Annotated in this window: 21 protein-coding genes and 1 tRNA gene; 12 read left to right on the forward strand and 10 right to left on the reverse strand. The window is 69.0% G+C overall.

Annotated features, from left to right (window positions below):
* Nucleotides 1-19: 19 nt before the first annotated feature.
* The 6 genes from rpoC to AAW00_RS10130 all read left to right on the forward strand — a co-directional run bounded on the left by rpoC (nt 20) and on the right by AAW00_RS10130 (nt 10,532).
* Entirely contained in the window at nt 20-4,495 is a 4,476-nt protein-coding gene (gene rpoC / locus AAW00_RS10105; protein ID WP_082125011.1) for a DNA-directed RNA polymerase subunit beta', read from the forward strand.
* A 75-nt stretch (nt 4,496-4,570) separates the two neighbouring features.
* Nucleotides 4,571-5,338, forward strand: coding sequence for a hypothetical protein (locus tag AAW00_RS10110; protein ID WP_047004198.1), 768 nt, complete (start codon nt 4,571-4,573; stop codon nt 5,336-5,338).
* On the forward strand, nt 5,335-6,144 hold the full coding sequence (locus AAW00_RS10115; RefSeq protein ID WP_047004199.1) for a hypothetical protein: 810 nt from the start codon (nt 5,335-5,337) through the stop codon (nt 6,142-6,144). The genes AAW00_RS10110 and AAW00_RS10115 overlap by 4 nt, the downstream gene beginning before the upstream one ends.
* A gap of 54 nt (nt 6,145-6,198) precedes the next feature.
* The gene (locus AAW00_RS10120) at nt 6,199-6,879 is read left to right on the forward strand and encodes a hypothetical protein (protein ID WP_156170032.1); all 681 of its coding nucleotides are present in this window, start codon (nt 6,199-6,201) and stop codon (nt 6,877-6,879) included.
* Nucleotides 6,880-6,900: 21 nt separating this feature from the next.
* On the forward strand, nt 6,901-8,232 hold the full coding sequence (gltX, locus tag AAW00_RS10125; protein WP_047004201.1) for a glutamate--tRNA ligase: 1,332 nt from the start codon (nt 6,901-6,903) through the stop codon (nt 8,230-8,232).
* Between the two features lie 128 nt (nt 8,233-8,360).
* Nucleotides 8,361-10,532, forward strand: a complete 2,172-nt coding sequence (locus AAW00_RS10130) for a TonB-dependent receptor (RefSeq protein WP_047004202.1) — start codon at nt 8,361-8,363, stop codon at nt 10,530-10,532.
* Nucleotides 10,533-10,674: 142 nt separating this feature from the next.
* On the opposite strand, the gene dcd is transcribed toward AAW00_RS10130, so the two are convergent.
* From dcd to putA, 3 genes are all read right to left on the reverse strand, one after another.
* Complete coding sequence (gene dcd / locus AAW00_RS10135; RefSeq protein WP_047004203.1) at nt 10,675-11,229, reverse strand: dCTP deaminase; 555 nt, start codon at nt 11,227-11,229, stop codon at nt 10,675-10,677.
* Between the two features lie 74 nt (nt 11,230-11,303).
* On the reverse strand, nt 11,304-12,014 hold the full coding sequence (locus tag AAW00_RS10140) for a CDP-alcohol phosphatidyltransferase family protein (RefSeq protein ID WP_047004573.1): 711 nt from the start codon (nt 12,012-12,014) through the stop codon (nt 11,304-11,306).
* Between the two features lie 108 nt (nt 12,015-12,122).
* Nucleotides 12,123-15,218, reverse strand: a complete 3,096-nt coding sequence (putA, locus tag AAW00_RS10145) for a bifunctional proline dehydrogenase/L-glutamate gamma-semialdehyde dehydrogenase PutA (RefSeq protein WP_047004204.1) — start codon at nt 15,216-15,218, stop codon at nt 12,123-12,125.
* A gap of 77 nt (nt 15,219-15,295) precedes the next feature.
* Between putA and AAW00_RS10150 the strand changes: the two genes are divergently transcribed.
* Nucleotides 15,296-16,027, forward strand: a complete 732-nt coding sequence (locus AAW00_RS10150) for an Nmad3 family putative nucleotide modification protein (RefSeq protein WP_047004205.1) — start codon at nt 15,296-15,298, stop codon at nt 16,025-16,027.
* On the opposite strand, the gene AAW00_RS10155 is transcribed toward AAW00_RS10150, so the two are convergent.
* The 4 genes from AAW00_RS10155 to ftsE are packed head-to-tail and all read right to left on the reverse strand — an operon-like array spanning nt 16,024 to nt 18,903.
* A complete protein-coding gene (locus AAW00_RS10155; RefSeq protein WP_047004206.1) occupies nt 16,024-16,704 on the reverse strand; it encodes a lysophospholipid acyltransferase family protein in 681 nt (226 codons plus the stop codon). The two genes, AAW00_RS10150 and AAW00_RS10155, sit on opposite strands and share 4 nt — an antisense overlap.
* Before the next feature lie 7 nt (nt 16,705-16,711).
* Complete coding sequence (locus tag AAW00_RS10160; protein WP_047004207.1) at nt 16,712-17,239, reverse strand: YdcF family protein; 528 nt, start codon at nt 17,237-17,239, stop codon at nt 16,712-16,714.
* A 15-nt stretch (nt 17,240-17,254) separates the two neighbouring features.
* On the reverse strand, nt 17,255-18,178 hold the full coding sequence (locus tag AAW00_RS10165) for a cell division protein FtsX (protein WP_241461688.1): 924 nt from the start codon (nt 18,176-18,178) through the stop codon (nt 17,255-17,257).
* Entirely contained in the window at nt 18,175-18,903 is a 729-nt protein-coding gene (ftsE, locus tag AAW00_RS10170) for a cell division ATP-binding protein FtsE (protein ID WP_047004208.1), read from the reverse strand. Before ftsE ends, AAW00_RS10165 begins: the two co-directional genes overlap by 4 nt.
* 163 nt (nt 18,904-19,066) lie before the next feature.
* On the opposite strand from ftsE, the gene AAW00_RS10175 reads away from it, so the two are divergent.
* The 5 genes from AAW00_RS10175 to AAW00_RS10195 all read left to right on the forward strand — a co-directional run bounded on the left by AAW00_RS10175 (nt 19,067) and on the right by AAW00_RS10195 (nt 21,963).
* On the forward strand, nt 19,067-19,861 hold the full coding sequence (locus AAW00_RS10175) for a zinc-ribbon domain-containing protein (protein ID WP_047004209.1): 795 nt from the start codon (nt 19,067-19,069) through the stop codon (nt 19,859-19,861).
* A 109-nt stretch (nt 19,862-19,970) separates the two neighbouring features.
* Nucleotides 19,971-20,057 (forward strand) — tRNA-Leu (locus AAW00_RS10180).
* 66 nt (nt 20,058-20,123) lie between these two features.
* A complete protein-coding gene (locus AAW00_RS10185; RefSeq protein ID WP_047004210.1) occupies nt 20,124-20,381 on the forward strand; it encodes a hypothetical protein in 258 nt (85 codons plus the stop codon).
* A 152-nt stretch (nt 20,382-20,533) separates the two neighbouring features.
* Nucleotides 20,534-21,508: a thioredoxin-disulfide reductase gene (trxB, locus tag AAW00_RS10190; RefSeq protein ID WP_047004211.1), complete on the forward strand. Its 975-nt coding sequence runs from the start codon at nt 20,534-20,536 to the stop codon at nt 21,506-21,508.
* Nucleotides 21,505-21,963 carry a MaoC family dehydratase gene (locus tag AAW00_RS10195; RefSeq protein ID WP_047004212.1) on the forward strand — a complete coding sequence of 153 codons (459 nt, stop codon included), beginning with the start codon at nt 21,505-21,507 and terminating at the stop codon, nt 21,961-21,963. Before trxB ends, AAW00_RS10195 begins: the two co-directional genes overlap by 4 nt.
* On the opposite strand, the gene AAW00_RS10200 is transcribed toward AAW00_RS10195, so the two are convergent.
* The 3 genes from AAW00_RS10200 to hisC are packed head-to-tail and all read right to left on the reverse strand — an operon-like array spanning nt 21,960 to nt 24,738.
* Nucleotides 21,960-22,721 (reverse strand): enoyl-CoA hydratase, encoded by a 762-nt coding sequence (locus AAW00_RS10200; RefSeq protein ID WP_047004213.1) that lies wholly within the window; start codon nt 22,719-22,721, stop codon nt 21,960-21,962. The genes AAW00_RS10195 and AAW00_RS10200 overlap by 4 nt on opposite strands.
* Nucleotides 22,718-23,638 carry a prephenate/arogenate dehydrogenase family protein gene (locus tag AAW00_RS10205; protein WP_047004214.1) on the reverse strand — a complete coding sequence of 307 codons (921 nt, stop codon included), beginning with the start codon at nt 23,636-23,638 and terminating at the stop codon, nt 22,718-22,720. The genes AAW00_RS10200 and AAW00_RS10205 overlap by 4 nt, the downstream gene beginning before the upstream one ends.
* Entirely contained in the window at nt 23,635-24,738 is a 1,104-nt protein-coding gene (gene hisC, locus AAW00_RS10210; RefSeq protein ID WP_047004215.1) for a histidinol-phosphate transaminase, read from the reverse strand. The genes AAW00_RS10205 and hisC overlap by 4 nt, the downstream gene beginning before the upstream one ends.
* Between the last annotated feature and the right edge of the window lie 80 nt (nt 24,739-24,818).

Below are 24,818 nucleotides of genomic sequence, written 5' to 3' on the forward strand. Positions count from 1 at the left end.
CCTTTAGGGAACGAGAAAAATGAACGAACTGACCAAATTCACCAACCAGCTGGCCAAGCCGGAAACCTTCGACCAGATCCAGATCGGCATTGCCTCGCCGGAGCGTATCCGCTCGTGGTCGTTCGGCGAGATCAAGAAGCCGGAGACGATCAACTACCGCACGTTCAAGCCCGAGCGGGATGGCCTCTTCTGCGCGCGCATCTTCGGCCCGGTGAAGGATTACGAGTGCCTGTGCGGCAAGTACAAGCGCATGAAGTACAAGGGCGTCGTGTGCGAGAAGTGCGGCGTCGAGGTGACCGTCACCAAGGTCCGCCGTGAGCGCATGGGCCACATCGAGCTCGCCGCCCCGGTCGCGCACATCTGGTTCCTGAAGTCGCTGCCGAGCCGCATCGGCCTGCTGCTCGACATGCAGCTGAAGCAGCTCGAGCGCGTGCTGTATTTCGAGAGCTACATCGTCACCGAGCCCGGCCTCACCCCGCTGGAGAAGTTCCAGCTGCTGACCGAGGACGAGTTGCTCGACGCGCAGGACGAGTACGGCGAGGACGCCTTCAGTGCCGGCATCGGCGCCGAGGCGGTCAAGTTCATGCTCATGGACCTCGATCTCGAGCAGGAGAAGGCCGACCTTCTCGAAGAGCTGGAGACCACCAAGTCCAAGCTCAAGCCCGCCAAGATCATCAAGCGTCTGAAGGTCGTCGAGAGCTTCATCGATTCGGGCAACCGCCCCGAATGGATGATCCTCGAGGTCGTGCCGGTCATTCCGCCCGAACTGCGCCCGCTGGTGCCGCTGGACGGCGGCCGTTTCGCGACGTCGGATCTCAACGATCTCTATCGCCGCGTCATCAACCGTAACAACCGTTTGAAGCGCCTCATGGAGCTGCGCGCGCCGGACATCATCGTCCGCAACGAAAAGCGCATGCTGCAGGAAGCCGTCGACGCGCTGTTCGACAACGGCCGCCGCGGCCGCGTGATCACGGGTGCCAACAAGCGTCCGCTGAAGTCGCTCTCCGACATGCTCAAGGGCAAGCAGGGCCGCTTCCGCCAGAACCTGCTCGGCAAGCGCGTCGACTATTCGGGCCGTTCCGTGATCGTGACCGGTCCGGAATTGAAGCTGCACCAGTGCGGCCTGCCGAAGAAGATGGCGCTCGAGCTGTTCAAGCCGTTCATCTACGCCCGCCTCGACGCCAAGGGTCTCTCGATGACCTTGAAGCAGGCCAAGAAGTGGGTCGAGAAGGAGCGCAAGGAAGTCTGGGACATCCTCGACGAAGTCATCCGCGAGCACCCGGTGCTGCTGAACCGCGCGCCCACGCTCCACCGCCTCGGCATCCAGGCCTTCGAGCCCGTGCTGATCGAGGGCAAGGCGATCCAGCTGCACCCGCTCGTCTGCTCGGCTTTCAACGCCGACTTCGACGGTGACCAGATGGCCGTCCACGTGCCGCTCTCGCTGGAAGCCCAGCTGGAAGCGCGCGTGCTGATGATGTCGACGAACAACATCCTCTCGCCCGCCAACGGCAAGCCGATCATCGTGCCCTCGCAGGACATGGTGCTGGGCCTCTATTACCTCTCGATGGACCGCGAAGGCGAGCCGGGCGAGGGCAAGGTGCTGGCCGACATCAACGAGGTGCACCAGGCGCTGCACGTCGGCGCGGTGACGCTGCACTCCAAGATCCACACCCGCGTCCCGCAGACGGACGAGAAGGGCAAGGAGTACATGGCGCGCGTGGAAACGACGCCCGGCCGCATGCTGATCGGCGAGTGCCTGCCCAAGAGCCACACGGTGCCCTACGAGGTCGTCAATCGCCTTCTCACCAAGAAGGAGATCGGCGACGTCATCGACCAGGTCTATCGCCACACCGGCCAGAAGGACACGGTGCTGTTCGCCGACGCCATCATGGCGCTGGGCTTCCGCCACGCGTTCAAGGCCGGCATCAGCTTCGGCAAGGACGACATGATCATCCCCGACAGCAAGGACGGCATGATCGCGGAGACCAAGGCGCTGGTTGCCGACTACGAGCAGCAGTACCAGGACGGCTTCATCACCCAGCAGGAAAAGTACAACAAGGTGATCGACGCGTGGAGCCGTTGCGGCGACACGGTGGCGAACGCCATGATGGACGAGATCCGGGCGATGCCGAAGGACGAGAACGGTCGCCAGGCGCAGATTAACTCGATCTACATGATGAGCCACTCCGGCGCCCGCGGTAGCCCGGCGCAGATGAAGCAGCTCGCCGGCATGCGCGGCCTGATGGCCAAGCCTTCGGGCGAGATCATCGAGACCCCGATCATCTCGAACTTCAAGGAAGGCCTGACGGTTCTCGAATACTTCAACTCCACCCACGGCGCCCGCAAGGGCCTCGCGGACACGGCGCTGAAGACCGCGAACTCGGGTTACCTCACCCGCCGCCTCGTCGACGTGTCGCAGGACTGCGTCATCGTGGAGGAGGACTGCAAGACCAAGAACGCGCTGGAAATGCGCGCCATCGTGCAGGGCGGCAGCGTGATCGCCTCGCTCGGCGAGCGCATCCTGGGCCGCACCGTGGCCGAGGACATCGTGAACGTCGCCACCAGCGAGGTCATCGTGAAGGCCGGCACCATGGTCGACGAGCCCATGATGAAGGCCATCGAGGATGCCGAGGTGCAGCAGGCGAAGATCCGCTCGCCGCTGGTCTGCGAGGCGGAGCAGGGCGTCTGTGCGACCTGCTACGGCCGCGACCTTGCACGCGGTACGCCGGTGAACATCGGCGAGGCCGTGGGCGTCATCGCGGCGCAGTCGATCGGCGAGCCGGGCACCCAGCTGACCATGCGTACCTTCCACATCGGCGGTGCGGCGCAGATCAACGAGACCAGCCATCTTGAGTCCATCTCGGACGGCAAGGTGGTCTACCGCGACATGCCGACCATCACCGACAAGAAGGGTCGCCGCCTGTCGCTGGCCCGTTCGGGCGAGATGGTCGTGGTCGATCCGGAAGGACGCGAGCGCGCCATCCACCGCGTGCCCTACGGCACCATGCTCATGTTCGAAGACGGGGCATCGGTGAAGGAAGGCGATCGCCTGGCGGAATGGGATCCGTTCACCCTGCCGATCATCACCGAGCAGGCCGGCGTCGTGCGCTACCAGGACCTGATCGAGGGCAAGACGCTGGAAGAGCGGGTGGACGATGCCACCGGTATCGCCCAGCGCGTCGTCACCGAATACCGCGCCACCTCGCGCTCCAAGAAGGAAGACCTGCGTCCGCGCCTGACCTTCCTCGGCGAGGACGACGTGAAGGGTTCGGGCAAGACTAAGAAGGGCGAGGAAACCGAGGCCCAGCGTTACATGCTGGCTCCGGGCACCACGCTCTCGGTCGAGGACGGACAGGAGGTTGCCGCGGGCGACATCCTCGCCCGTGCTTCGCGCGAAGCCGCCAAGACGCGCGACATCACCGGCGGTCTGCCGCGTGTTGCCGAGCTGTTCGAGGCCCGCGTTCCCAAGGACGCGGCGGTCATCGCCAAGATCAGCGGCCGGATGGAATTCATCCGCGACTACAAGGCCAAGCGCAAGATCGCGATCGTTCCGGAAGAGGGCGATCCGGTGGAGTACCTGGTGCCCAAGACCAAGGTGATCGACGTCCAGGAAGGCGACTTCGTCAAGAAAGGCGACACGCTCATTTCGGGCAGCCCCAACCCGCACGACATCCTCGAGGTGCTGGGCGTGGAGGCGTTGGCCGAATACCTGTGCACAGAGATCCAGGAAGTCTACCGACTCCAGGGCGTGAAGATCAACGACAAGCACATCGAGGTGATCGTTCGCCAGATGCTGCAGAAGGTCGAGATCACCGACGGCGGCGACACCACGCTGCTGCCGGGCGAACAGGTCGACCTGGAGGAGATGAACGAGGTCAACGCCAAGCTGCCCCCGCGCAAGAAGAAGGCGGAAGGCACGCCCATCCTGCTCGGCATCACCAAGGCGTCGCTGCAGACCCGCAGCTTCATCTCGGCGGCTTCGTTCCAGGAGACCACGCGCGTGCTCACCCAGGCCGCGGTCGAGGGCAAGAAGGACACGCTGGTCGGCCTGAAGGAGAACGTGATCGTGGGCCGTCTCATTCCCGCCGGTACCGGCGCGGGCATGAACCGCCTGCGCGTCACCGCCTCCAGCCGCGATGCCGCGATCCGCGCGCAGTACAAGAAGATGGCCGACGCCATCGAGGCGGCTGACGAGGCGGCCGCGGCTGCCAAGGCCAGCGAGAAGGCAGCTTCGGATGCGGCCATCGAGGCCGACCTGATCGCGCCCGACAGCGCGGCCGAGGAGCACGCCGCCGAGCTGGCGCAGGGCCCCGAGGCGGCGATCGGCGACGATCCGCTGGGAGCGGCCGAGGGCGAGACCCACGGCACCGACGCGGACGCCGGCGACTACCTCAACGAAGACGCCTCGGACGAGAGCGTCGACAACGAGGAAGAGGCCGTCGAAGCCGAGGAAGCGGCCGCGCCGCTGCCGGACGAGGACGACGACCAGGGCTAATCCCGCGTTCATCGCGCCATACGAAAAAGAGCCCCGGGAGTTCGCGCTTCCGGGGCTTTTTCATGGGGGTTGTCGATGATGCGCTTGCTTGCGTTTGCCGCTTTAGCTCTCGCCGCCTGCACCGGCGCGGCGGAGACGGCGGATGAGCCTCCGTCCGCCGCCTCCGGACGCGACATTACCGGCAGCTACGTCGTCGAATTCGTCAACGAAGCGGCGCCCGTCATCGGCATTGAGGGTTCCGATCCCGAGATCGCCATCGAAGCGGGCCGCATTCACTTCCAGTCGCAGTGCGTGTTCGAGGACTGGCGCTACGAGCGCAGCGGCGAGACCATCGCCGTCCGCCCGCTGCGCGCCGAGGTCGAGATGTGTGCGCGGGGTCTCGAGCCCGGCGAGGAGGCGATCATGGCGGCAGTCGGCGCAGCGGATACCGTGCGCCACGTGCCGCGCGGGCTGTGGCTCTCGGGCGCGGCTGGGACGGTGCAGCTGCGTTTCGTTCCGAGTGCCGACGACCTGGCGAGCCGCGCCGTCGATCTCTCGGGCAGCTGGAGGGTGACGGCGCTCGACGGAAAGCCGACGGCGGACCCCATCGACCTGGAAGCCGACTGGCACGGCGTGTGGTGGGAGCCGGGCTGCGCGGGGCAGGGCGTGTCCTACACGATCAAGGGCGATGCCTTCGATACTCCCCCGCCCGGCAATCCTGGCACGGTTTGCGACATCGGCTTCCCGCCCGAACTGGAGCAGGTGTGGTCGGCCATGGCGGCGGCGGACACGATCGTTTCGACGCGCGGCGGCGAGGTGGAGATCGCAGGGGACGGCCGCTCGGTGCGGCTGACGGCGCGATGAGAGGCGCGTTCCCAAGCCTCGCGCTGGCGCTCGCCGCGTGCACTGTCTCGCAGACGGACGAGATGCCGCAACCGGAGCCGGTGATGACGACGCCTGCCATGGCCGAGGACGCTCCGCCGGCCTCCGCGCCGGGACAGAAGATCGACGAGACCTATGCCGTCGCGACGCTCGACGGAGCGCCGATTGCGGGCGGCACACCCGGCCAGGCTCCGCGCATTATCCTCACCGTCGACCGCGTGCATTTCAGCTCCGGCTGCATCTATGCCGACTGGACCTACCGCCATACGAGCGGCGCGAGCTACAGCGCGCAGCGCTTTTACGAACCGGGCAGCGCCATGTGCGCGCGCGGGCTCGCGACGTTCGAGACCGCCATCGAGGAGCTGTTCGACGGGCTGGACGGCATGACCCGGCATGGCGACGGCACGGTCATCGCCACGGGCGCCGGCCACCGGCTCGTCCTGCGCCCTGTCCAAAGCGCGCGGATCGAGGGCGCGTGGCGCGTCACCGCCGTCGACGGCGCGCAGGTGGACGAATATCTCGACCTGGCGCTGCTGGTGGACGCGACCACTATCACCTTCCGCTCGGCCTGCGACGGCTACGGCTGGTTTTACCAGGCCGACGGCGGCAGCATCGCGACCGACCGCCGATTCCAGCCCGCGGCCGAATGCCTCGCCCGCGCGCGCATCCACCATGCCGTGTTCGATGTCGCCACTGCCATCGATGCGGCGACGATACTGGACCGCACCCCCGACGGCGGCTTGGTCCTGACCGGCGGGGGCCACTCGGTTACGGTCGCAACGCGATGAGGCCGGCGCTGGCGTTTGCAAGGCAATAACCACCGCGTGCTATGGGGGGCGTGGATGACTGATGAGCCGACCCCGTTTGAGCGGATGCTGTTCGAAAGCGCGCCGCCGCCCCCGCCGCACCTTGCGGCGCTAGGTCGCCGCTTCGCCGATGCCGCCAGCCCGCGATTCCGCAACTTTCGCGTCGATCTCGAAACCGTGCAGGGCGCGGCTGTCGCGGCGGGCAGGGCGGGCGAGATCGCGATGGAAGATGCGCAGATGCTCTTCCTCGATGTCGGCGAGAGCGTGTCCCTGCCGTTGGTGCACCGCTACGTCGGCGCGCACGAGACCGAGCTCGTCGCCCGCTGGCTGATGGCCCTGCCCAGCTTCCACTTTCCCGGATGGGCGACGCCGCGCAACCTCGCGGCCTTGGGCGGCATGGTGGCCTGCGACGAGGCGGCGCTGGCCGTGCGCGTCGTCCGCAAGCACCTCGAGAAAACGCAAGGGATCGCAAGGGCACGCTGGCGAACGGTCGGGGCGAAGCGACCCAAGGTCATCCCGCCCGAGATGCTGGAGCGATACGAGGCGCAGCTGCAAAAGGCACGCTGGGAACTGCCCGGCGAACTCGAAGCCGCGCGGCTGGAGATTGCCGAGCTCGAAGGCGTGGTCCGCGACCACGGCTCGCCCGAGGACAACCGCGCCATCGACGCCATGCTGGCCGAGCTCGAAAAGGCGCGCAAACGCTTCAATATCGCCTGACCTTCGCCTAGTGCGGCGGGCATGACCAGAGTCACCCGTTTCGCGCCGTCGCCCACCGGACTGCTGCACGTCGGCAACCTGCGCACGGCGCTGCACAACTGGATGCTGGCCCGCAAGGCCGGCGGGCGCTTCCTGCTGCGGATCGACGACACCGATGCCGAGCGCAGCGAGGACCGCTTCGTCGAGGCGATCCGCCGCGATCTCGACTGGCTCGACCTGACGCCTGATGGCGAGGAGCGGCAATCCAAACGGCTGGCTTTCTACGAGGAGGCGTTCGAGCGGCTGAAGGCCGCAGGCCGCGTATACCCGGCTTACGAAAGCGCGCAGGAACTGGACCTCAAGCGAAAGATCGCGCTGGGGCGCGGGCTGCCGCCGATTTACGACCGCGCGGCGCTGGCGCTGACGGACGAGCAGCGCGCTGCAAAGGAGGCACAAGGCGTGGCCCCGCACTGGCGCTTCCGGCTCGACCACGACGAACCCATCGCCTGGGACGACGGCATCCGCGGGCCGCAGAAGTTCGATGCGGCGCAGCTCAGCGATCCCGTGGTCCGCCGCGCCGACGGCTCGTGGCTCTACATGCTTCCGAGCGCGTTCGATGACATTTCTATGGGCGTGACCGACGTGCTGCGCGGCGAGGACCACGTCTCCAACACCGCGGTGCAGATCCAGATGTTCACTGCGCTGGGGGCGCAGCCGCCGCGCTTCGCGCACGAGGCGCTGCTGGTGGGGCGTGAGGGCAAGCTGTCGAAGCGGCTGGGCTCGCTGGGCGTCGAAAGTTTCCGCGAGCAGGGCTATCAGCCCGAGGCCATCGTGGCGCTCCTCGCCCGGCTCGGCACCGCGCTGCCGGTCGAGCCGATCGCGGATCGTACCGCTCTGCTGGACACCTTCGACCTCGCCACCTTCGGCCGCGCCCCCGCGCGCTTCGACGAGGCGGACCTCGCGCGCGTCAACGCCCAGATAGTCCACCAGCTGCCGTTCGAGGCGGTGGCGGGCTTCGTGCCCGAGGACTTCACCCCCGCCGCCTGGCACGCCATCCGTCCGAACCTGGAAAAGGCGAGCGAGGTGATCGACTGGTGGCAGGTGGTCACCGGCCCCGTCGAGCCTCGGGCGTTCGATGAGGAAACGCGCGCCTATCTCGCCGAGGCGGCGCAGGCGCTCGTGTGGAGCGACACGCCGTGGCAGGACCTGACCGCCGCGCTCAAGGTCGGCACCGGGCGCAAGGGCCGCGAGCTGTTCCAGCCGCTCCGCCAGGCGCTGACCGGGCGCGACCACGGGCCGGACATGGCCGAACTGCTGCCGCTGATCGGCGAGGAACGCGCTCGCGAAAGGCTCGAGGCGGCGGCGCGAGGCTGACTTCCCTACATTAGTCGCATCGAAACGGCGGTTCGTCGAAACCGAAGCGTGTTCACTTGCGCCTCATGCGGCGAACGCTAGAGCGCGTGTGACAATGTAACACAACATCTCCCGACATCAGGACTCTCATGAAAACCCTTCCGGTCGCCTTCCTCGTTTCCGCCGCCATGCCGCTCGCCCTTCACGCACAGGAGGCGCCCGAGCAGCCGACGCCCGACGAGACCGCCACCGCCGGTGATGCCGAACCCGGCAGCGATGACCTGCACACGATTTACGTCCGTGCGGCGGGGGTGGACCGGCTCGACCTCGTCGCGGGCAGCTCTGTCGTCACTGGCGTCGCTTTGCAGCGCGAAAGCGCGGGCCAGATCGGTGAGGTGCTTGCGAGCCTGCCCGGCGTCTCCGCGACCAGCTTCGCGCCCGGCGCCTCGCGACCCGTGCTGCGCGGCTTCGGCGGGGAGCGCGTGCGCGTGCTGACCGACGGCACCGGCTCGCTCGATGCTTCCTCCACCAGCGCCGACCATGCCGTCGCTTCCGATCCGCTGATTGCCGACCGGGTGGAGGTGCTCCGCGGCCCTGCGGTGCTGCTCTACGGCAGCCAGGCCATCGGCGGCGCGGTCAATGTGGTCACCAAGCGCATCCCGCCGCGCCTGCCGGACGAGACGGTGCACGTCGATGCGCTCGCAAGCATGGACACCGCCAGCGACCTGCGCGAGCTGGGCGCTTCCGTGGATGCGCCCCTAGGCGGCGGCTTCGCGGTCCATGTCGACGGCTCGCGACGGGTGACGAATGATCTCGAAATCCCCGGCTTCGTCGCCTCGCGCTACCTGCGCGCCGACCTGCTCGCCGATGCCGACGAGGAAGAGGAGGAAGGCCACTTCGAGGAAGCCGCCGAGCTGCGCGAGGCAGCCAATGCCCGCGGCGTGCTGCCCAACAGCTTCACCGAAGCGACCTCGGCCGGGGCGGGCCTCGCCTGGTTCTCCGGCAACAGCAACCTCGGCGCCTCCTTCGGCTACTACGACACCACCTACGGCGTTCCCGGCCTGCCGGGCGTGGGCCACGTCCACGGCGAGGAAGAGGAAGACCTGGGCGGCGAGGAGCCGGAGGGCGAGGAGAACGTCTCCATCGGCCTAAGGCAATACCGCGTCGACCTGCGCGGCGAGCTCGACCTCGGCACGGGCTTCCTCGATTCGGTGCAGACCCGCGTGGGCTGGTCGGACTACACCCACACCGAGTTCGAGGGCGAGGAAACGGGCACCGTCTTCGATGTCCAAGGCGTCGAGGGCCGGGTCGAACTCGTCCAGTCGCGCCGTTCGCTGGGTTCGGGCGGCTGGCGCGGATCGACCGGCGTGCAGTACTCGCACGTCGACTTCCAGGCGCTGGGGGACGAGGCCTTCGTGCCGCCCAACGTGACGGAGAGCTTCGCCGTCTTCGGCCTGCAGGAGTTCGACTTCGACGCGCTCGAGTTCGAGGTCGGCGCCCGCTACGAGAACACCTCCATCGATGCCGAGACGTTCGGTTTTGGCGATGTCTCGCGCGACTTCTGCACGTTCTCCGCAGCCGCCGGCGCGGGCTACACGCTGGCGGACGACCTGCGCGTGGGGTTCAACGTCTCGCGCACCGAGCGCGCGCCATCCTCGCAGGAGCTGTTCGCCGACGGCCCGCACCTCGCCACCCAGCAGTTCGAGATCGGCATTCCCGACCTCGTTACAGAGAGCAGCTGGGGCGGGGAGGCTTACCTTCGCGGTTCGCTCGGCCCGGTGCAGGTGAACGCGACGCTCTATCGCAACTGGTTCAGCGACTTCATCTATCTCGCCGAGACCGGGGAGGAGGAGGACGGCCTGAACGTCTTCGCCTTCCAGCAGCAGGACGCCGACCAGTGGGGCTTCGAGGCGCAGGCGACCTTTCCGCTGATCGACACCGGCAGCTTCGAGCTGCTGGCGGACCTGCGCGGCGACTACACCCGCGCAACGCTGGCCGACGGCGAGCCGGTGCCCCGCATCCCGCCGCTTAGCCTGTCGGGCGCGCTGGAGGCGAAGCTCGACCACTTCGACCTGCGCGGCGAAGTGGAATGGCACGACGACCAGACCCGCGTGGCCCCGCTGGAAACGCCGACCGACGGCTACACGATGGTGAACGCCTCGATCGCCTGGCACCCGCTGGAGGGCAACGACAACATCGTGGTGCTGGCGCAGGTGAACAACATCCTGAACGAGGACGCCCGCCGCGCGGCGAGCTTCACCAAGGACTTCGTACCGCTGGCGGGGAGGAATTTCCGGCTTTCGGTCAGAACGAGTTTCTAATCCTCCCCCAGCGGGGGAGGGGGACCATGCGCAGCATGGTGGAGGGGCGCGCGGGCCTCTGAGTGACACGTCGCGCAGAAACCGGCTGGTGCCCCTCCACCCCGCCCTGCGGGCGCGGTCCCCCTCCCCGTACCGGGGAGGATTACAACCTCGGCAGCGTCACCCCGCGCTGGCCCATGTATTTGCCTGCGCGGTCGGCATAGGTCGTCTCGGGCCGCTCGTTGCCCTGCAGGAACAGGAACTGGCACGCGCCCTCGTTGGCGTAGATCTTGGCGGGCAGCGGCGTGGTGTTGGAGAATTCCAGCGTGACGTGGCCTTCCCAGCCCGGCTCCAGCGGGGTGACGTTCACGATGATGCCGCAGCGCGCGTAGGTGCTCTTGCCGAGGCAGATCACCAGCACGTCGTCCGGAATGCGGAAATATTCCACCGTACGGGCGAGCGCGAAGCTGTTGGGCGGGATGATGCAGCAGTCGGTCTGCCGGTCGACGAAGCTGGTGGCGGCGAAATCCTTGGGGTCGACCACGGCGTTGTCGATGTTGGTGAAGATCTTGAACTCGTCCGCCACCCGCGCGTCGTAGCCGAATGAGCTGAGGCCGTAGGAGATGTTCCCCTCCCGCCGCTGCGCCTCCACGAAGGGCTCGATCATGCCGCGGGTCGTCGCCGCCTCGCGAATCCATTTGTCGGAGAGGATTGCCATGGGGAAGGGATTGCCCAAGGCGGGGCCGGGGGCAAGCGCGGCCATGGCGCTTATCCCCCTTGCCGCCACCGCGTTCAGTCCCGGCGGGTCGCGGACCACTCGTGATTGCGCGACGGCTCTTCCCGCGACAGCCGCCGGGCGATGGACCAGGTTTGCACGGCAAAGATCGCGATCAGGATCGTGCCGATCGCCCCGGCAAACAGGTCGAAGCCGGAGATCCTGCCGAACATGCCCGGACCGGGGCCGAGCACGATCATCGCGGAGGTAAAGCCCATCAGGATCAGCCGCAGTTCGGTAGGCCCGGCATTCAGCGCCGATAGCTTCAGCTCGCCCAGCACGCGCACCGAGAGGAAGGCCTGGATCGACAGCAGCAGGTAGCCCGCCAGCGCCACCAGCGCGACCTCCAGCGTGACATAGGGGCTGAGGCCGATGCCGGTGACGATCAGCGTGGTCGCCACCCCGTCGCAGCTGTGGTCGAGGAAATAGCCGTAGCGCGGCCGCTCGATCCGGCGATAGCGGGCGAGGCTGCCGTCGGTGCTGTCGCCGAACCACTGGATCACGTAACCCGCCATCGCCAGCCACAGCCAGTCCTCGTCCAGTGTGCTGAGCGTGTATCCGGCGAAGATCATCAAGGCCCCGAACAGGCCGAGAAAGGTCAGCATGTCGGGCGAAACCCAGGCGGGCATGCGCGCGCAAAGCCAGGTCAGCACGCGCCGTTCGGAGCGGGCGAGTAGGTTTTCCTGGATGCGGTCGATCGGCTGGAGGGTTGGCGACTTGTCCTGCATCATTCCACCATTATGGCCAAACCGCGTGCCGCCCCTGCTGGGGCCGCATTTACGCTTCCGCATCTGTGAAAGCGACAGGTTTGTGACCAACGGACGGAACCGCTCCCGTCAGCCCCCCGCCAGCAGCGTCGCATTCCCGCCTGCCGCCGTCGTATCGATCGTCGTCACCCGCTCTGTCGCGAAGCGCGTCACGTAGTGCGGCCCGCCCGCCTTCGGGCCGGTCCCCGACAGGCCCTCGCCGCCGAACGGCTGCGAACCCACCACCGCGCCGATCTGGTTGCGGTTGACGTAGAAGTTGCCCACCCGCGCGCGTGCCTCGACGAAGCGGCGGGTGTCCTCGATGCGGCTGTGGAGGCCCAGCGTCAGGCCGAAGCCGGTGGCGTTGATGTCCTCGATCACGCGGCCGAGGTCTCCGGCGGCGAAGCGCACGACGTGGAGGACGGGGCCGAAGTTCTCTTCCGCCAGGTCGCCGATGCGGTCGATCTCGATGATCGTGGGGGCGACGAAGTGGCCATTGGCGCATTCGGGCGGCAGGGGCAGGCGCCAGACGCGGTTGCCCGCCGCCTGCCGCGCGGCGACGTGCGCCTCCAGCTTGGCGCGCGCTTCCTCGTCGATCACCGGGCCGACGTCGGTTGCAAGCTGCGCCGGGTCGCCCACCACCAGCGCCTCGAACGCGCCGCGGATCATGGCGAGCATGGTGTCCGCCACGTCCTCCTGGATATAGGCGACGCGCAGGGCCGAGCAGCGCTGGCCCGCGCTCTGGAAGGCGCTGGCGACCACGTCGCGCGTCACCTGTTCGGGGAGCGCCGAGGAATCGACGATGAGCGCGTTCTGTCCGCCGGTCTCGGCCACCAGCGTGGCGATGGGGCCGTCACGGCTGGCGAGCGCGCGGTTGATGGCGTGGGCCGTCGCGGTCGATCCGGTAAATGCCACACCCGCGAGGCGCGGGTCGGCGGTGATGCGCCCGCCGATCTCGCCGCCGCCGGGCAGCATGTGCAGCACCTCTGCCGGAATGCCCGCCTTGTGGCACAGGTCCACGGCGAGCTGAGCGATCAGCGGCGTCTGCTCGGCGGGCTTGGCGATGACTGTATTGCCCGCGGCGAGCGCGGCCGCGGTCGGGCCGATGAAGATCGCCAGCGGGAAATTCCACGGGGAAATGGTGACGAAGACGCCGCGCCCGTGGAGGCGCAGCACGTTGCTCTCGCCCGTGGGGCCGGGAAGCGGGACGCCGGAGGTGAAATGCGCGCGCGCCTCGTTGGCATAGTAGCGCAGGAAGTCCACCGCCTCGCGCACCTCGAGCACGGCGTCGGGCAGAGTCTTGCCCGCCTCGCGCTGGCACAGGCTGATGAACTCGGCCGTATGCTCCTCGAACAGGTCGGCGGCGGCATCGAGCAGCAGGGCGCGCTTGTCACCGCCCAGCGCATCCCACGCGGGCTGCGCGGCCTCGGCGAGCTGGAAGGCCATGGCGATCTCGGCGCGGGTGGGGAGGGTGACTTCGCCCACCTGCGACCCGTCGGTGGGGCTGACGATCGGCAGCTTCATGCCCGCGAGGCCCTCGCCAGCACTCCACTGCCGCGGGGCGAGCTCGGCCAGCCGTTCGCGCACGGCGGCGCGGGTGGGCTGGTGGGCGAGGTCGAGCCCGGCGGAATTGGCGCGCCCGGGAAAGATGTCGGCGGGCAGCGGGATCGCCGGGTTGCGGCGGGGGTGGAGCGCGGCGAGGTCGGCGACGGGGTCGGTCACCAGCTCGGCCACCGGCACCTCGGCATCGGCCATGCGGTTGACGAAGCTGCTGTTGGCCCCGTTCTCCAGCAGGCGGCGCACGAGGTAGGCGAGCAGTTCCTTGTGCCCGCCGACGGGGGCGTAGATGCGGACGCGGGTGCGGTCGTTTCGCTCGGCCTCGGCCAGCGCCTCGTAGACATCCTCGCCCATGCCATGAAGGCGCTGGAACTCGAACGGCTTGCCCCCCGCCATCGCCTTGATCGCGCCGACGGTGTAGGCGTTGTGCGTGGCGAAAGCGGGGTAGAGCGCGTCGTCCGCGTCGAGCAGCGCCTTGGCGCAGGCGAGGTAGGAGACGTCGGTGCCCAGCTTGCGGGTGAAGACCGGGTAGTCCTCGTGCCCGCCCACCTGGCTCAGCTTGATCTCGGCATCCCAGTAGGCGCCCTTGACCAGCCGCACGAACAGGCGGCGGTCGTGCTTGCGGGCGAGCTTGGCGACCCAGCGGCACAGCGGCACGCCGCGCTTGGAATAGGCCTGGATGGCCATGCCGAAACCCTGCCAGCCGGCGGGGGTGCCGTTGTCGAACAGCGCGTCGTCCGCCACCAGCGCCTCGATGATGTCGAGCGACAGCTCGAGCCGCTCGGCTTCCTCGGCATCGATGGTGAAATGCATGTCCGCATCGCGTGCCTGCACCGCGAGGTCGCGCACCATGGGGATCAGCGCCGCGCGCGCGGACTCGGCGTGGAGGAAGTCGTATTTCGGGTAGAGCGCGGAGAGTTTCACCGAGATACCCGGCCCCTCGAACACCCCGCCCGGTTCCTTGGCCAGTCGGCGGATCGCGCGTTCGTAGGCTTGGCGGTATTTCTCCGCGTCCTCGAAGGTCATCGCCGCCTCGCCCAGCATGTCGAAGCTGTGGGCGAGGTTGCGGCGTCGTTCGGGCGCGGCGCGCTTCAGCGCCTCGTCGATGGTGCGGGCGTAGACGAACTGGCCGCCGAGGATCCGCATGGCCTGGCTTACCGCCTGGCGGATGACGGGTTCGCCAAGGCGCCCGGTGGCGCGGCGCAGAGTGTTGGCAAGGCCCGCATCGGCGCGCTTGCCGCCGCGCAGAACCTCGCCCGTCAGCATCAGCGAAAAGGTGGCGGCGTTGACGAAGGTGCTGTCGCTCGCGCCCATGTGCTCGGACCAGTCGACGCCCGCCAGCTTGTCCGCGATAAGCGCGTCGGCCGTGCCCGCATCGGGGACGCGGAGCAGCGCCTCGGCGAGGCACATGAGGGCGATACCTTCCTCGGTATCGAGCCCGTATGTGGCGAGAAAAGCGTCGAGGCCGGAGCTGGCGCGGGCGCGCGCGCCCTCGATCAGCCGGCTGGCGAGCGTGGCGGCTTCGCGGTGGACGGCGGAGGCGGGGGCGGCCTGTTCGAGCCGCTCGGCAATGCAGGTCTCCTCGTCGAGGCGATAGGCGGCGCGCAGCGCGGAACGGTCGATGGCCATGGCTCGCCCTTGCACCCGGTTTCAGCTGCAATCAAGCGAAGTCGACGGGGTTCGCGCGGCGGGGTATTGCGGGGCGCATGAAGGTGGTTTTCAGCCGCAAGGGGTTCGATTCCAGCGCAGGCGGCGGACCCTCGCCGATCGTGGACGGGCGCGCGCTCAGCCTGCCGATCCCGGCGGGGCGCGGCGCCTCGGCAACGACCTATGGCAGCCTGCGGCTGGGCGGTCACGCACGCCGGGCGAGCGGCGGCAAACTTTCGGGCCGCCATCGCTGCCATCACGATCCGCGCTTCCTGGCCGACGGTACCGCCATGCTCGGCCAGTGCGGTGCGGCACAGACCCACCTCGAGAACCGTGGCGTGGGCGCGGGCGATACTTTCGTCTTCTTCGGTCTCTTTCGCGAGGGCGCGGCCGCCCCGCACCACCGGATCTTCGGCTATCTGAACGTGGAGGAAGTCCTGCCGCTGACGGACGCGCCGAGAGGACGGGTAGCGGCTCTGGCGGAAGTCGGGATGCCGCACGCCATGGCGATGGAGGCCGGCAATGACGCCGTATGGCTCGGACGCGGGGCGACCAATGCCCCGGCCTGCGACGCGCTGCGGCTGACGGTGCCCGGCGGTCCGTTGACTTTGTGGCAGGTGCCGGCCTGGCTGACGCAAACGGGCCTCAGCTACCACGCTCGTGCCGATCGCTGGCTGCCCGATCATAGGCTGCAGAGCGTATCGCGCGGGCAGGAGTTCGTGGCCGATATCGGCGAGCGCGAAGACGCGCGCGAATGGCTGCGCGAGGTCATCGCGGCGATCGAAGCCTAGTCGTTCAGCGCGTTGATCGCTTCGTGGACCCGCGCCTCGATCTCGGCGCGCGGCAGGCCGGGCTCGATGACCTCGCCGAACTTCCAGGTGATCGTGCCCCGGCGCTTGAGGGTGCGATGATAGAGCGGCCCGCTGTCGACCGCGACCGGCACCACGGGCAGGCCGAACAGCTTGTACAGCGCGGCGAAACCCGATTGCAGCGGGGGCCGCGTGCCGTGGGGGACGCGGGTGCCCTCGGGAAAGATCACGATGGGCCGGCCCGCCTCTGTCGCAGCGCGCGCCTGCTTCAGCATCCCCCGCAGCGCCTTGGCCCCCTGGTCGCGCGCCACCGGGATGAGGCCGTAGGCTTTCCCCGCGCGGCCCCAGCCGGGAATGTCGAATAGCTCCGCCTTGGCGACGCCCGCCGGGTAATCGAAGGTGTGCGCCATCGCGATCGCCTCGAAGAAGCTCTCGTGCTTGATGGCGTAAAGCACGGGGCGGTCGGGGCGCGTGCCGGTCTCCACGATGGTCAACCCCAGCAGGTTCTCGCAGCACCAGTGATGCCAGTCCGACCACCAGTCGCACAGCGGCTTCACCCAAGCCGGACGCACGTAGCTCGCCCCCGCCGCGCCGAAGCTCAGCACCAGCGAGCCGGCGTAAAAGGCGATGTAGAAGGCGATGTTGCGCAGCAGCAGCATGGCAGCGTCACTTCAGCGCCTGCAGCGTCCACACCGCCAGCCACTTGTGGTATTCGAGGAACAACGTCCACAGGCTGACCTCGGAGCGGACGGCGTCGCGCAGGATGGAAATATTGGAGGGCAGCTGGTCGGCCAGCTCCGCCGCGGCACGGCGCATGTGCCAGTCGGCGGTGACGAGGCGAAGCGAGGTATAGCCGCGCTCGTCCATCCACTGCGCCGTCTCGCGCGCGTTGCCGCGAGTGTCGAGCGCGTTGAAGCCCAGCGTCACGCAGCAATCCATCAGCCGCTGCGGCACGGCGAACTCGGCTTGAAACTCGGCCGGTTGCACGGCGGGATCCACGCCGGTGACCAGCATCTGCTCCGCCGCGCCCGATTGCAGCACCTCCAGCCCGCGCGCGATGCGCCCGCCGCTGCCGGTGGGCACGACGATGGCATCGGTCCGGCTGACCGGCGCGGGCCGCGGCAAGGCCACGGCAAACCACAGGAAACCCAGGGCCCAGGCGACGAGCAGGACGGAGATCAGACGGCGGAACAAAGCGGTGCGGGCCCCCTACAACATCCGCCTGAGCGCGGATATCACGGTATAGCGCGCCGTAATAACCGCCAGCACCATTCCCACAAGCGGGATTGCGCCGACCAGCACCCAGTCCGCCGCGCCCAGCCCGCCGCCCGCGACGAGGCCGGAGCCCAGATCGGCGAACTGCTGGCCCAGCACGAAGACCGCGGCCAGCCCCAGCAGCAGCCCCGCCGCGCCGCCCAGCGCCGCGTCAAAGGCGATCTGGCGCTGGAAGATCGCGGCGATCTGACCGTCGGTGCCGCCGAGGTGGTGGATGGTCTCGATCGTCTCGCGGTTGGCGCCGAGCGCGCTGCGCGCCGAGAGCCAGACCGCCGCCGCGCTCGTCGCTGCCAGCAGCACGATCAGGCCGACCGCCAGCAGTTGCAGCGAGCGGATCGCATCGAACACGGGTGCGAGCCAGCTCGCCTGCGCGTCGATGCGGGCGGCGGGTGCCTGCCGGGCGAGGCCCTGGCGCATCTGCTCGAGCCGCGCCGCGGTGACCGGGCCGGACAGGCGCACGTCGATCAGCGCGGGAACGGGCACGCCCCCGTCCTCGGCGCCTGTGCCCAGCTCGCCCAGCCAGGGTTCGATGAGCGCGGCGAGCTCGTCATCGGGCACGCGGCGGACGGAGGCGACATCTTCGCGGTTGGCGAACCACGACAGCGCCCGCTCTGCCTGCCGGTTGCGCTCCAGCGGGGCGGCTTCGACCACCTGCACCGTCAATCCCCCGGCGATCTCGGCCCGCGCCCCGCCCGCCACGTTGGCGAGCGCGAGCCCGGCCGTGGCGGCCATCACCGTCAGCGCGATCATGATGGCGATCACCCACGGCATCGGCCCGGCGATGCGCCCGTGCTGCATCATGCGCGCGCTGTCGCCGAAGCGCGGGGCCCCCTTCCGGATGGGCGAGGGCGCGCTCACGCTTCGGCTCGCTGCTCGCGCCGCGGCGGGTAGCGCAAGGCCCCGGTGGGATCGCTGAGCCGCCCCTTGTCGAGCCGCATGATGAGCGAATCCGGAACCTTGCGCAGCAGGTGAACGTCGTGGGTGGCGACCACCACGGTCGTCCCCAGCCGGTTCAGCGCCTCGAACAGACGCAGCAGCTTCACCGCCATTTCGGGGTCGACGTTGCCGGTCGGCTCGTCCGCCACGAGGATTTCCGGCCGGGCGATCACGGCGCGGGCGATGGCGACGCGCTGCTGCTCCCCGCCCGACAGCGTCTCGGGCCGGGCATCCACGCGGTGCGACAGCCCGACCCATTCGAGCATGTCGGTCACCGGCTTCTCCAGCTTCCCTTCGCTCATGCCCGAGATGCGCAGCGGCAACGCCACGTTGTCGTAGGCGGAAAGGTGCGGCACCAGGCGGAAATCCTGGAACACCACGCCGATCCGGCGGCGGAATTCGGGTAGCGCGCGCCGTTCGGCGGTAATCACGTCCTCGCCGAACATCGAGATGATGCCGCGGCTGGGCCGCTGGGCGAGGTAGAGCAGTTTGAGCAGCGAGGTCTTGCCCGCCCCGCTGGCGCCGGTGAGGAAGTAGAAGCTGCCGGGATAGAGGGTGAACGAGACATCGCTCAGCACCTCGCGATCCGTGCCGTAGCGCAGGCCCACGTTGGCGAACTGGACGATGCTGCTTTCGGGCCCGCTCATCCTGCCCCAACTAGGGCCTTCGCCGGGCGGCGGGAAGGGCGCAGCGGGTCTGCTGCAGGTAAATATCGGACGGCGCTTGTGGAAAAGGTCGCGCGGCGGGGCCATGCGCGGGCCTGCCGCGCTTGTTGCATCGCGGTAGCGGGCGTAGGCATGGCCTTGGCAGATGATCATCCAGTGCCCCGCCTGCGCGACCCGTTACGTCGTGCCCGATACCGCGATCGGCGTGGAAGGTCGCACCGTGCGCTGCGCGAAATGCCGCCACAGCTGGTTTCAGGACGGGCCCGAGCTCGAGCTGACGCAGCCCGCCGAGCCCGAGGCTCACGCGCCCGCAGCCGAACCTCCGGCGCCCGCGCCGCGCGCCGACCTTGTCGGCACGTCGTCGGCACCCGAACCCGCGTCGCCGCCGCCCCCCGCAGCGGCTCGCACCGCTCCGATCGAGCGGGTCGAAATACCGCCGCCGCCGGTCGCCCGTCGCCGCTCGGACGAGGACGACGCCTCGCATTTCGATCACGGGCCGCCCTTCCGCCCGCGTCGCAACTGGCTAAAGATCATGACCTGGGCGGGCGCGATCTTCGCCGCGGTCGCGCTCGGCACCATCGCGGTGGTATCGTACTACGGCGTGCCAGACTGGGTGCCGGTCGAGCGCCCGACGTTCGGCGTCGCCGACCCCGACCTGCAGCTTGATTTCCCACCCGACCTGCAGGAGCGGCGGACGCTGCCCAACGGTACCGAGTATTTCGGCGCCAGCGGCACCATCACCAACATCGGCACCAGCACGCGCGACGTGCCCTCGATACTCATCGTGCTGCGCGATTCGCGCGACCGCATCGTCTACAGCTCCGAGGTCGCGCCCCCGCAGCGCACCCTCGCGCCGGGTGAGACTGTAGCGGTGAACGAGGCGGTGACGGATATCCCCCGCTCCGCGCGCGAAGTGCAGTTCGGCTGGAAACCCGAATAGCGAGCGAACTTCGCGCCAGCGCGCCAATTCCCCGCTTGCAGCCCCAAAACCCTTTTGCTAGTGGCGCCCACCTACCCGGGCGGGCCACTGGCCAGCCCCCTCTCGATGTGCGGTCGTGGCGGAACTGGTAGACGCGCAACGTTGAGGTCGTTGTGGCCGAAAGGCCGTGGAAGTTCGAGTCTTCTCGACCGCACCATCACTCCCTGCGAGCTCCGGAACTGCGGCTGCGCTCCATGCGTTGGGGCCGCAAAGGAGACATGACATGATCGGCAAGATTATCGGTGCGGCCGCGGGTGCGGCGGCTGGCAATGCGGCGCGCGGCGTTACCGGCACGAGCGGGGCCATCCTCGGCGCGCTGGCGGTGCCGCTGGCGCGGCGCATGGGTTTTCTCGGGCTGCTCGGCGCGATTGGCGCGGGCTACCTGGTGAAGCGCGCGGCGGACAAGGGCGACCTCAGCCGCGATCCGGCAAGCTCGACCTCGCGTCCGGCCACGCTGAACACGCCTGCCAACGCCATCTGACCTCGCGTCGGCACGCAGGAACGAAGCGGCCTCGTCCCACGCGGACGGGGCCATTTTCGCATGCGCGGCGGGGATAGCTCCGCCCGGCGCGCTTGAACCGAATCGGGCAGGTTCCTAGGTCGTTGGCTCTCCCTTCGACGAAAGCGCCTGCCATGACCGTCCACAAAACCCGCATGCTCATCATCGGCTCCGGCCCTGCGGGCCTCTCCGCCGCGATCTACGGCGCGCGCGCGGGGATGGAGCCGATCGTGGTGCAGGGCCTGCAGCCCGGAGGGCAGCTGACCATCACCACCGATGTCGAGAACTATCCCGGCTTCGCCGACGTCATCCAGGGCCCCTGGCTGATGGAGCAGATGACGAAGCAGGCGGAACACGTCGGCACGCGGATGATCTGGGACACCATCGTCGATGTCGACATCGCGGGCGGCGGGCCGTTCCGCGCGAAGGGCGATAGCGGCGACGAATACGTGGGCGACGTGCTCGTCATCTCCACCGGGGCGCAGGCCAAGTGGCTGGGCGTGCCGGGCGAGGCAGAGCTGGGCGGCAAGGGCGTTTCCGCCTGTGCCACCTGCGACGGGTTCTTCTATCGCGGCAAGAAGGTGGTGGTGATCGGCGGCGGCAACACCGCGGTGGAAGAGGCGCTCTACCTCACCAACCATTCCGACGACGTGACCCTGATCCACCGCCGCGACGAGCTGCGCGCGGAGAAGATCCTGCAGACGCGCCTGTTCAACCATCCGAAGATCACGCCGCTGTGGAACAAGGCCGTCGAGCGGTTCGTGGCAGGCGAGGACGGCAAGCTCTCGCATCTCGAACTTGTCGACACCGTCACCGGCGAGGCCAGCACCATTGCGGCGGACGGGGCCTTCGTCGCCATCGGCCACGCACCCGCGACCGAGCTGTTCAAGGGCAAGCTGGAAACCGACGATAGCGGCTACCTCGTCGTCGAGCCCGGCACGCCCAAGACGGCAGTGCCCGGCGTGTTCGCCTGCGGCGACGTGATGGACCACGTCTATCGCCAGGCGGTGACGGCGGCGGGCACGGGCTGCATGGCCGCGCTCGACGCCGAGCGTTACCTCGCGGGCATCGAGCTCGACCTGGAAGGCCACGCCGAGGCCGCCGAGTGAGCGAGGCTCTTTGGCTCGACGACCTGAAGGTCGGCGACAGCTTCACCAGCGGCGAGCACGCGATGACGGAGGCAGAGATCGTCGCCTACGCCAGCCAGTTCGACCCTCAGTCCTTTCACACCGATCCGGAGGCGGCGAAGGACAGCTTCTTCGGCGGCCTCGCGGCGAGCGGCTGGCACACCGCGGCGATCACGATGCGGCTGATGGTCGAGGCGCTGCCCTTCGCGCGCGGCGTGATCGGCGCGGGCGGCGAACTGTCGTGGCCCGAGCCGACGCGCCCGGGCGACGTGCTGCATGTCGAGGCGAGGATCGAGGACATCGTGCCCTCGCGCTCGCGCCCGGGCCGCGCTGCGGTGGCCGTGCATTGCCGCACGCTGGACCGGCACGGCAACGTGAAGCAGGACTTTCGCCCGCGCCTGATCGCCTGGTCGCGCGGGAGCGACCTCGGCGGCTAGAAGCGCGAGAAGTCGGGCGCGCGCTTCTGCATGAAGGCGGTGAACGCCTCGCGCGCTTCCTCGCTCTTGAGCCGCTCGCCGAACACCTTGCCCTCCGCCTGCATGACCGCGCCGAGCATGGCGGGATCGCGCATCAGCGCCTTGGTCGCCTGGATCGCGCCGGGCGGCAGCGCGGCGATGCGGCTGGCGGCCTCGGCCACTGCCTCGTCCAGCTCGCCCGCCGCGACCTGCCGGTTGACGAGGCCGAGCCGCAAGGCTTCCTCCGCCCCCATGGCTTCGCCCAGCGCCAGCATGGCGAACGCGCGGGCATGGCCCACGCGGGCGGGTAGCAGCACGCTGGAGGCGGCTTCGGGCACCAGCCCGAGCGCGGCGAACGGCGTCGTCAGCCTGGCGTCGTCCGCCGCCACGACATAGTCGCAGTGCAGCAGCATGGTGGTGCCGATACCGACCGCGCGGCCTCGCACACCCGCGACGAGCGGCTTGCCGAAGGTGCCGAGCAGGCGGATGAAGCGGAAGACGTTGGCCTCCTGCACCCGGTCCCCCGCGGCGAGGAAATCGCCGATGTCGTTGCCCGCGCAAAAATCCGCGCCCTCGCCGGTGATGGTGACGACGCGCACCGCGGCATCGCCTTCGGCCCGCTCCATCGCCTCGACCAGCGCGCCGTACATGGCGTCGGTCAGCGCGTTCTTCTTGTCCGCGCGATTGAGCCTCAGCGACAGGACGCCGCCCTCCTCTTTGACGATGACGTGTTCGCTCATGCCGTGTCCTTTCCGTGATCGGCGCGCCCGAAGTCGGGCCGCGCGTCGTCCTGTCCCTGCTCGACGATGCCCCGGCGGATCGCACGGGTGCGAGTGAAGAGGTCGAACATGGCCTCGCCGTCCTCGGCGCGGATGGCGCTGCGCATGGCTTCGAGGTCGCCCATGAAGCGATCCATCATCTCCAGCACCGCGTCCTTGTTGTGCAGGAACACGTCGCGCCACATGGTCGGGTCGCTGGCGGCGATGCGGGTGAAGTCGCGAAAGCCGCCGGCGGAATACTTTATGACCTCGCTGCGGGTGACCTCCTCGAGATCGCTGGCCGTGCCGACGATGGTATAGGCGACGAGGTGGGGGATGTGGCTGGTGACGGCGAGCACCATGTCGTGGTGGCCCGCGTCCATCACCTCCACCGTGCTGCCGAGCGCCTGCCAGAACGCGGTGAGCGCGGCGACCTTGTCCTCGGGCGCGCCATCGGGCGGAGTGAGGATGCACCAGCGCGCGGCGAACAGGCTGGCGAAGCCCGCGTCCGGCCCGCTGCGCTCCGTGCCCGCGACGGGATGTGCGGGGATGACGGTATGGCCGGGCAGGGTCTCGGCCAGCGCGCGCGAGACCCGCTGCTTGGCCGAGCCCACGTCGCTCACCACCACGTCTGCGGAAAGGCCGGGCGCCACGGCGGCGGCGGCCAGCCGCATGGCACCCACCGGCACGCAGAGCACGACGAGGTCGGCCTGGCGTACGGCCTCGACAGGATCGTCCAGCACCTCGTGCACGAGGCCCCGCTCCCGTGCCCGCTCGCGCACACCGGCGTCGGCATCGAAGCCGATGGTGCGGACGCGGGGCAGGTGCTTCTGCACCGCAAGCCCGATCGAGCCGCCGAGCAGGCCGAGCCCGATCACGGCGACGCGCTCGAAGCTCACTGGGCGCTCTCGCACAGGGCGCGCAGGGCGGCGGCGATGGCATCCATCTGCTCGGCCGTGCCCACGGTGATGCGAAGCGCGTGGCCGAGGCCCTGGCCCGGCAGGTGGCGCACGGCGTAGCCGGCATCGGCGATGGCGGCGAGCGCGGCCTCGGCACTCACCGCGCCCTCGAACAGCACCATGACGAAGTTCGCCTCGCTCGGCACGGCGCGCAGGCCGTGGTTGCCCAGCGCCTCTACGGCGGCAACGAAACGGGCGCGTTCCTTCGCGTTATGGTCGCGGCTGGCGCGCACGAAATCCGCGTCGCCTAGCGCCGCCTCTGCCGCCGCCTGCCCCGCCAGCGTCACGTTGAAAGGGCCGCGGATGCGGTTGAGTGCATCGACCAGGTGCGGCGCGCCGGTGGCCCAGCCGATCCGCTCGCCCGCGAGGCCGTGGATCTTGGAAAAGGTGCGGGTGACGAGCACGTTCTCGTTGGCTGCAGCCAGCGCCAGCCCGCCGTCGTCCTCGCCATCGGGCAGGTATTCCGCATAGGCCTGGTCGAGCACGAAGAGCACGTTCGCAGGCAGTCCCGCGTGCAGCCGCGCCACCTCGGCGGCGGGCAGGTAGGTGCCGGTCGGGTTGTTCGGATTGGCGAGGAAGGCGACGCGCGTGCGCTCACTGACGGCGGCCAGCAGGGCATCGACGTCGGCGGCGTAGTCCTTGTCCGGAACTTCGACAGGCGTCGCCCCGCAGCGCCGTGCGGCGATGTCGTAGACGGCGAAGCTGTAGCGGCTGAACAGCACCTCGTCGCCCGGCCCGGCAAAGCCTTGCGCGGCGAGGTTCAGGAGCTCGTCCGAGCCCGTGCCGCAGACCACTAGCGCCGGATCCAGGCCGTGGACCTTGCCGATGGTGGCGCGAAGGCTCGTCGAGTCCGGATCGGGGTAGCGATGCGGCGCGGGCGCGGCCTCGCGCGCGGCCAACGCGGCGGGGCTGGTGCCGAGCGGGTTCTCGTTGGCCGAGAGCTTGACCAGCGGCTTGCCGTCCTTGCCCGCGCTCCTGCCGGGGACATAGGCGTGGATCGCCGCGACGTAGGGTTTCATCTCGGGCCGGGTGTCGCTCATGGGGGCGGCGCATAGCGGGTGGCGGGCGCGATTGACAGGGGGCAGCGCCTCGCCCAATCGCCTTTTCGCCCCTATGCCGC

This window comes from Aurantiacibacter luteus (assembly GCF_001010945.1).
Classification (GTDB): Bacteria; Pseudomonadota; Alphaproteobacteria; order Sphingomonadales; family Sphingomonadaceae; genus Alteraurantiacibacter; species Alteraurantiacibacter luteus.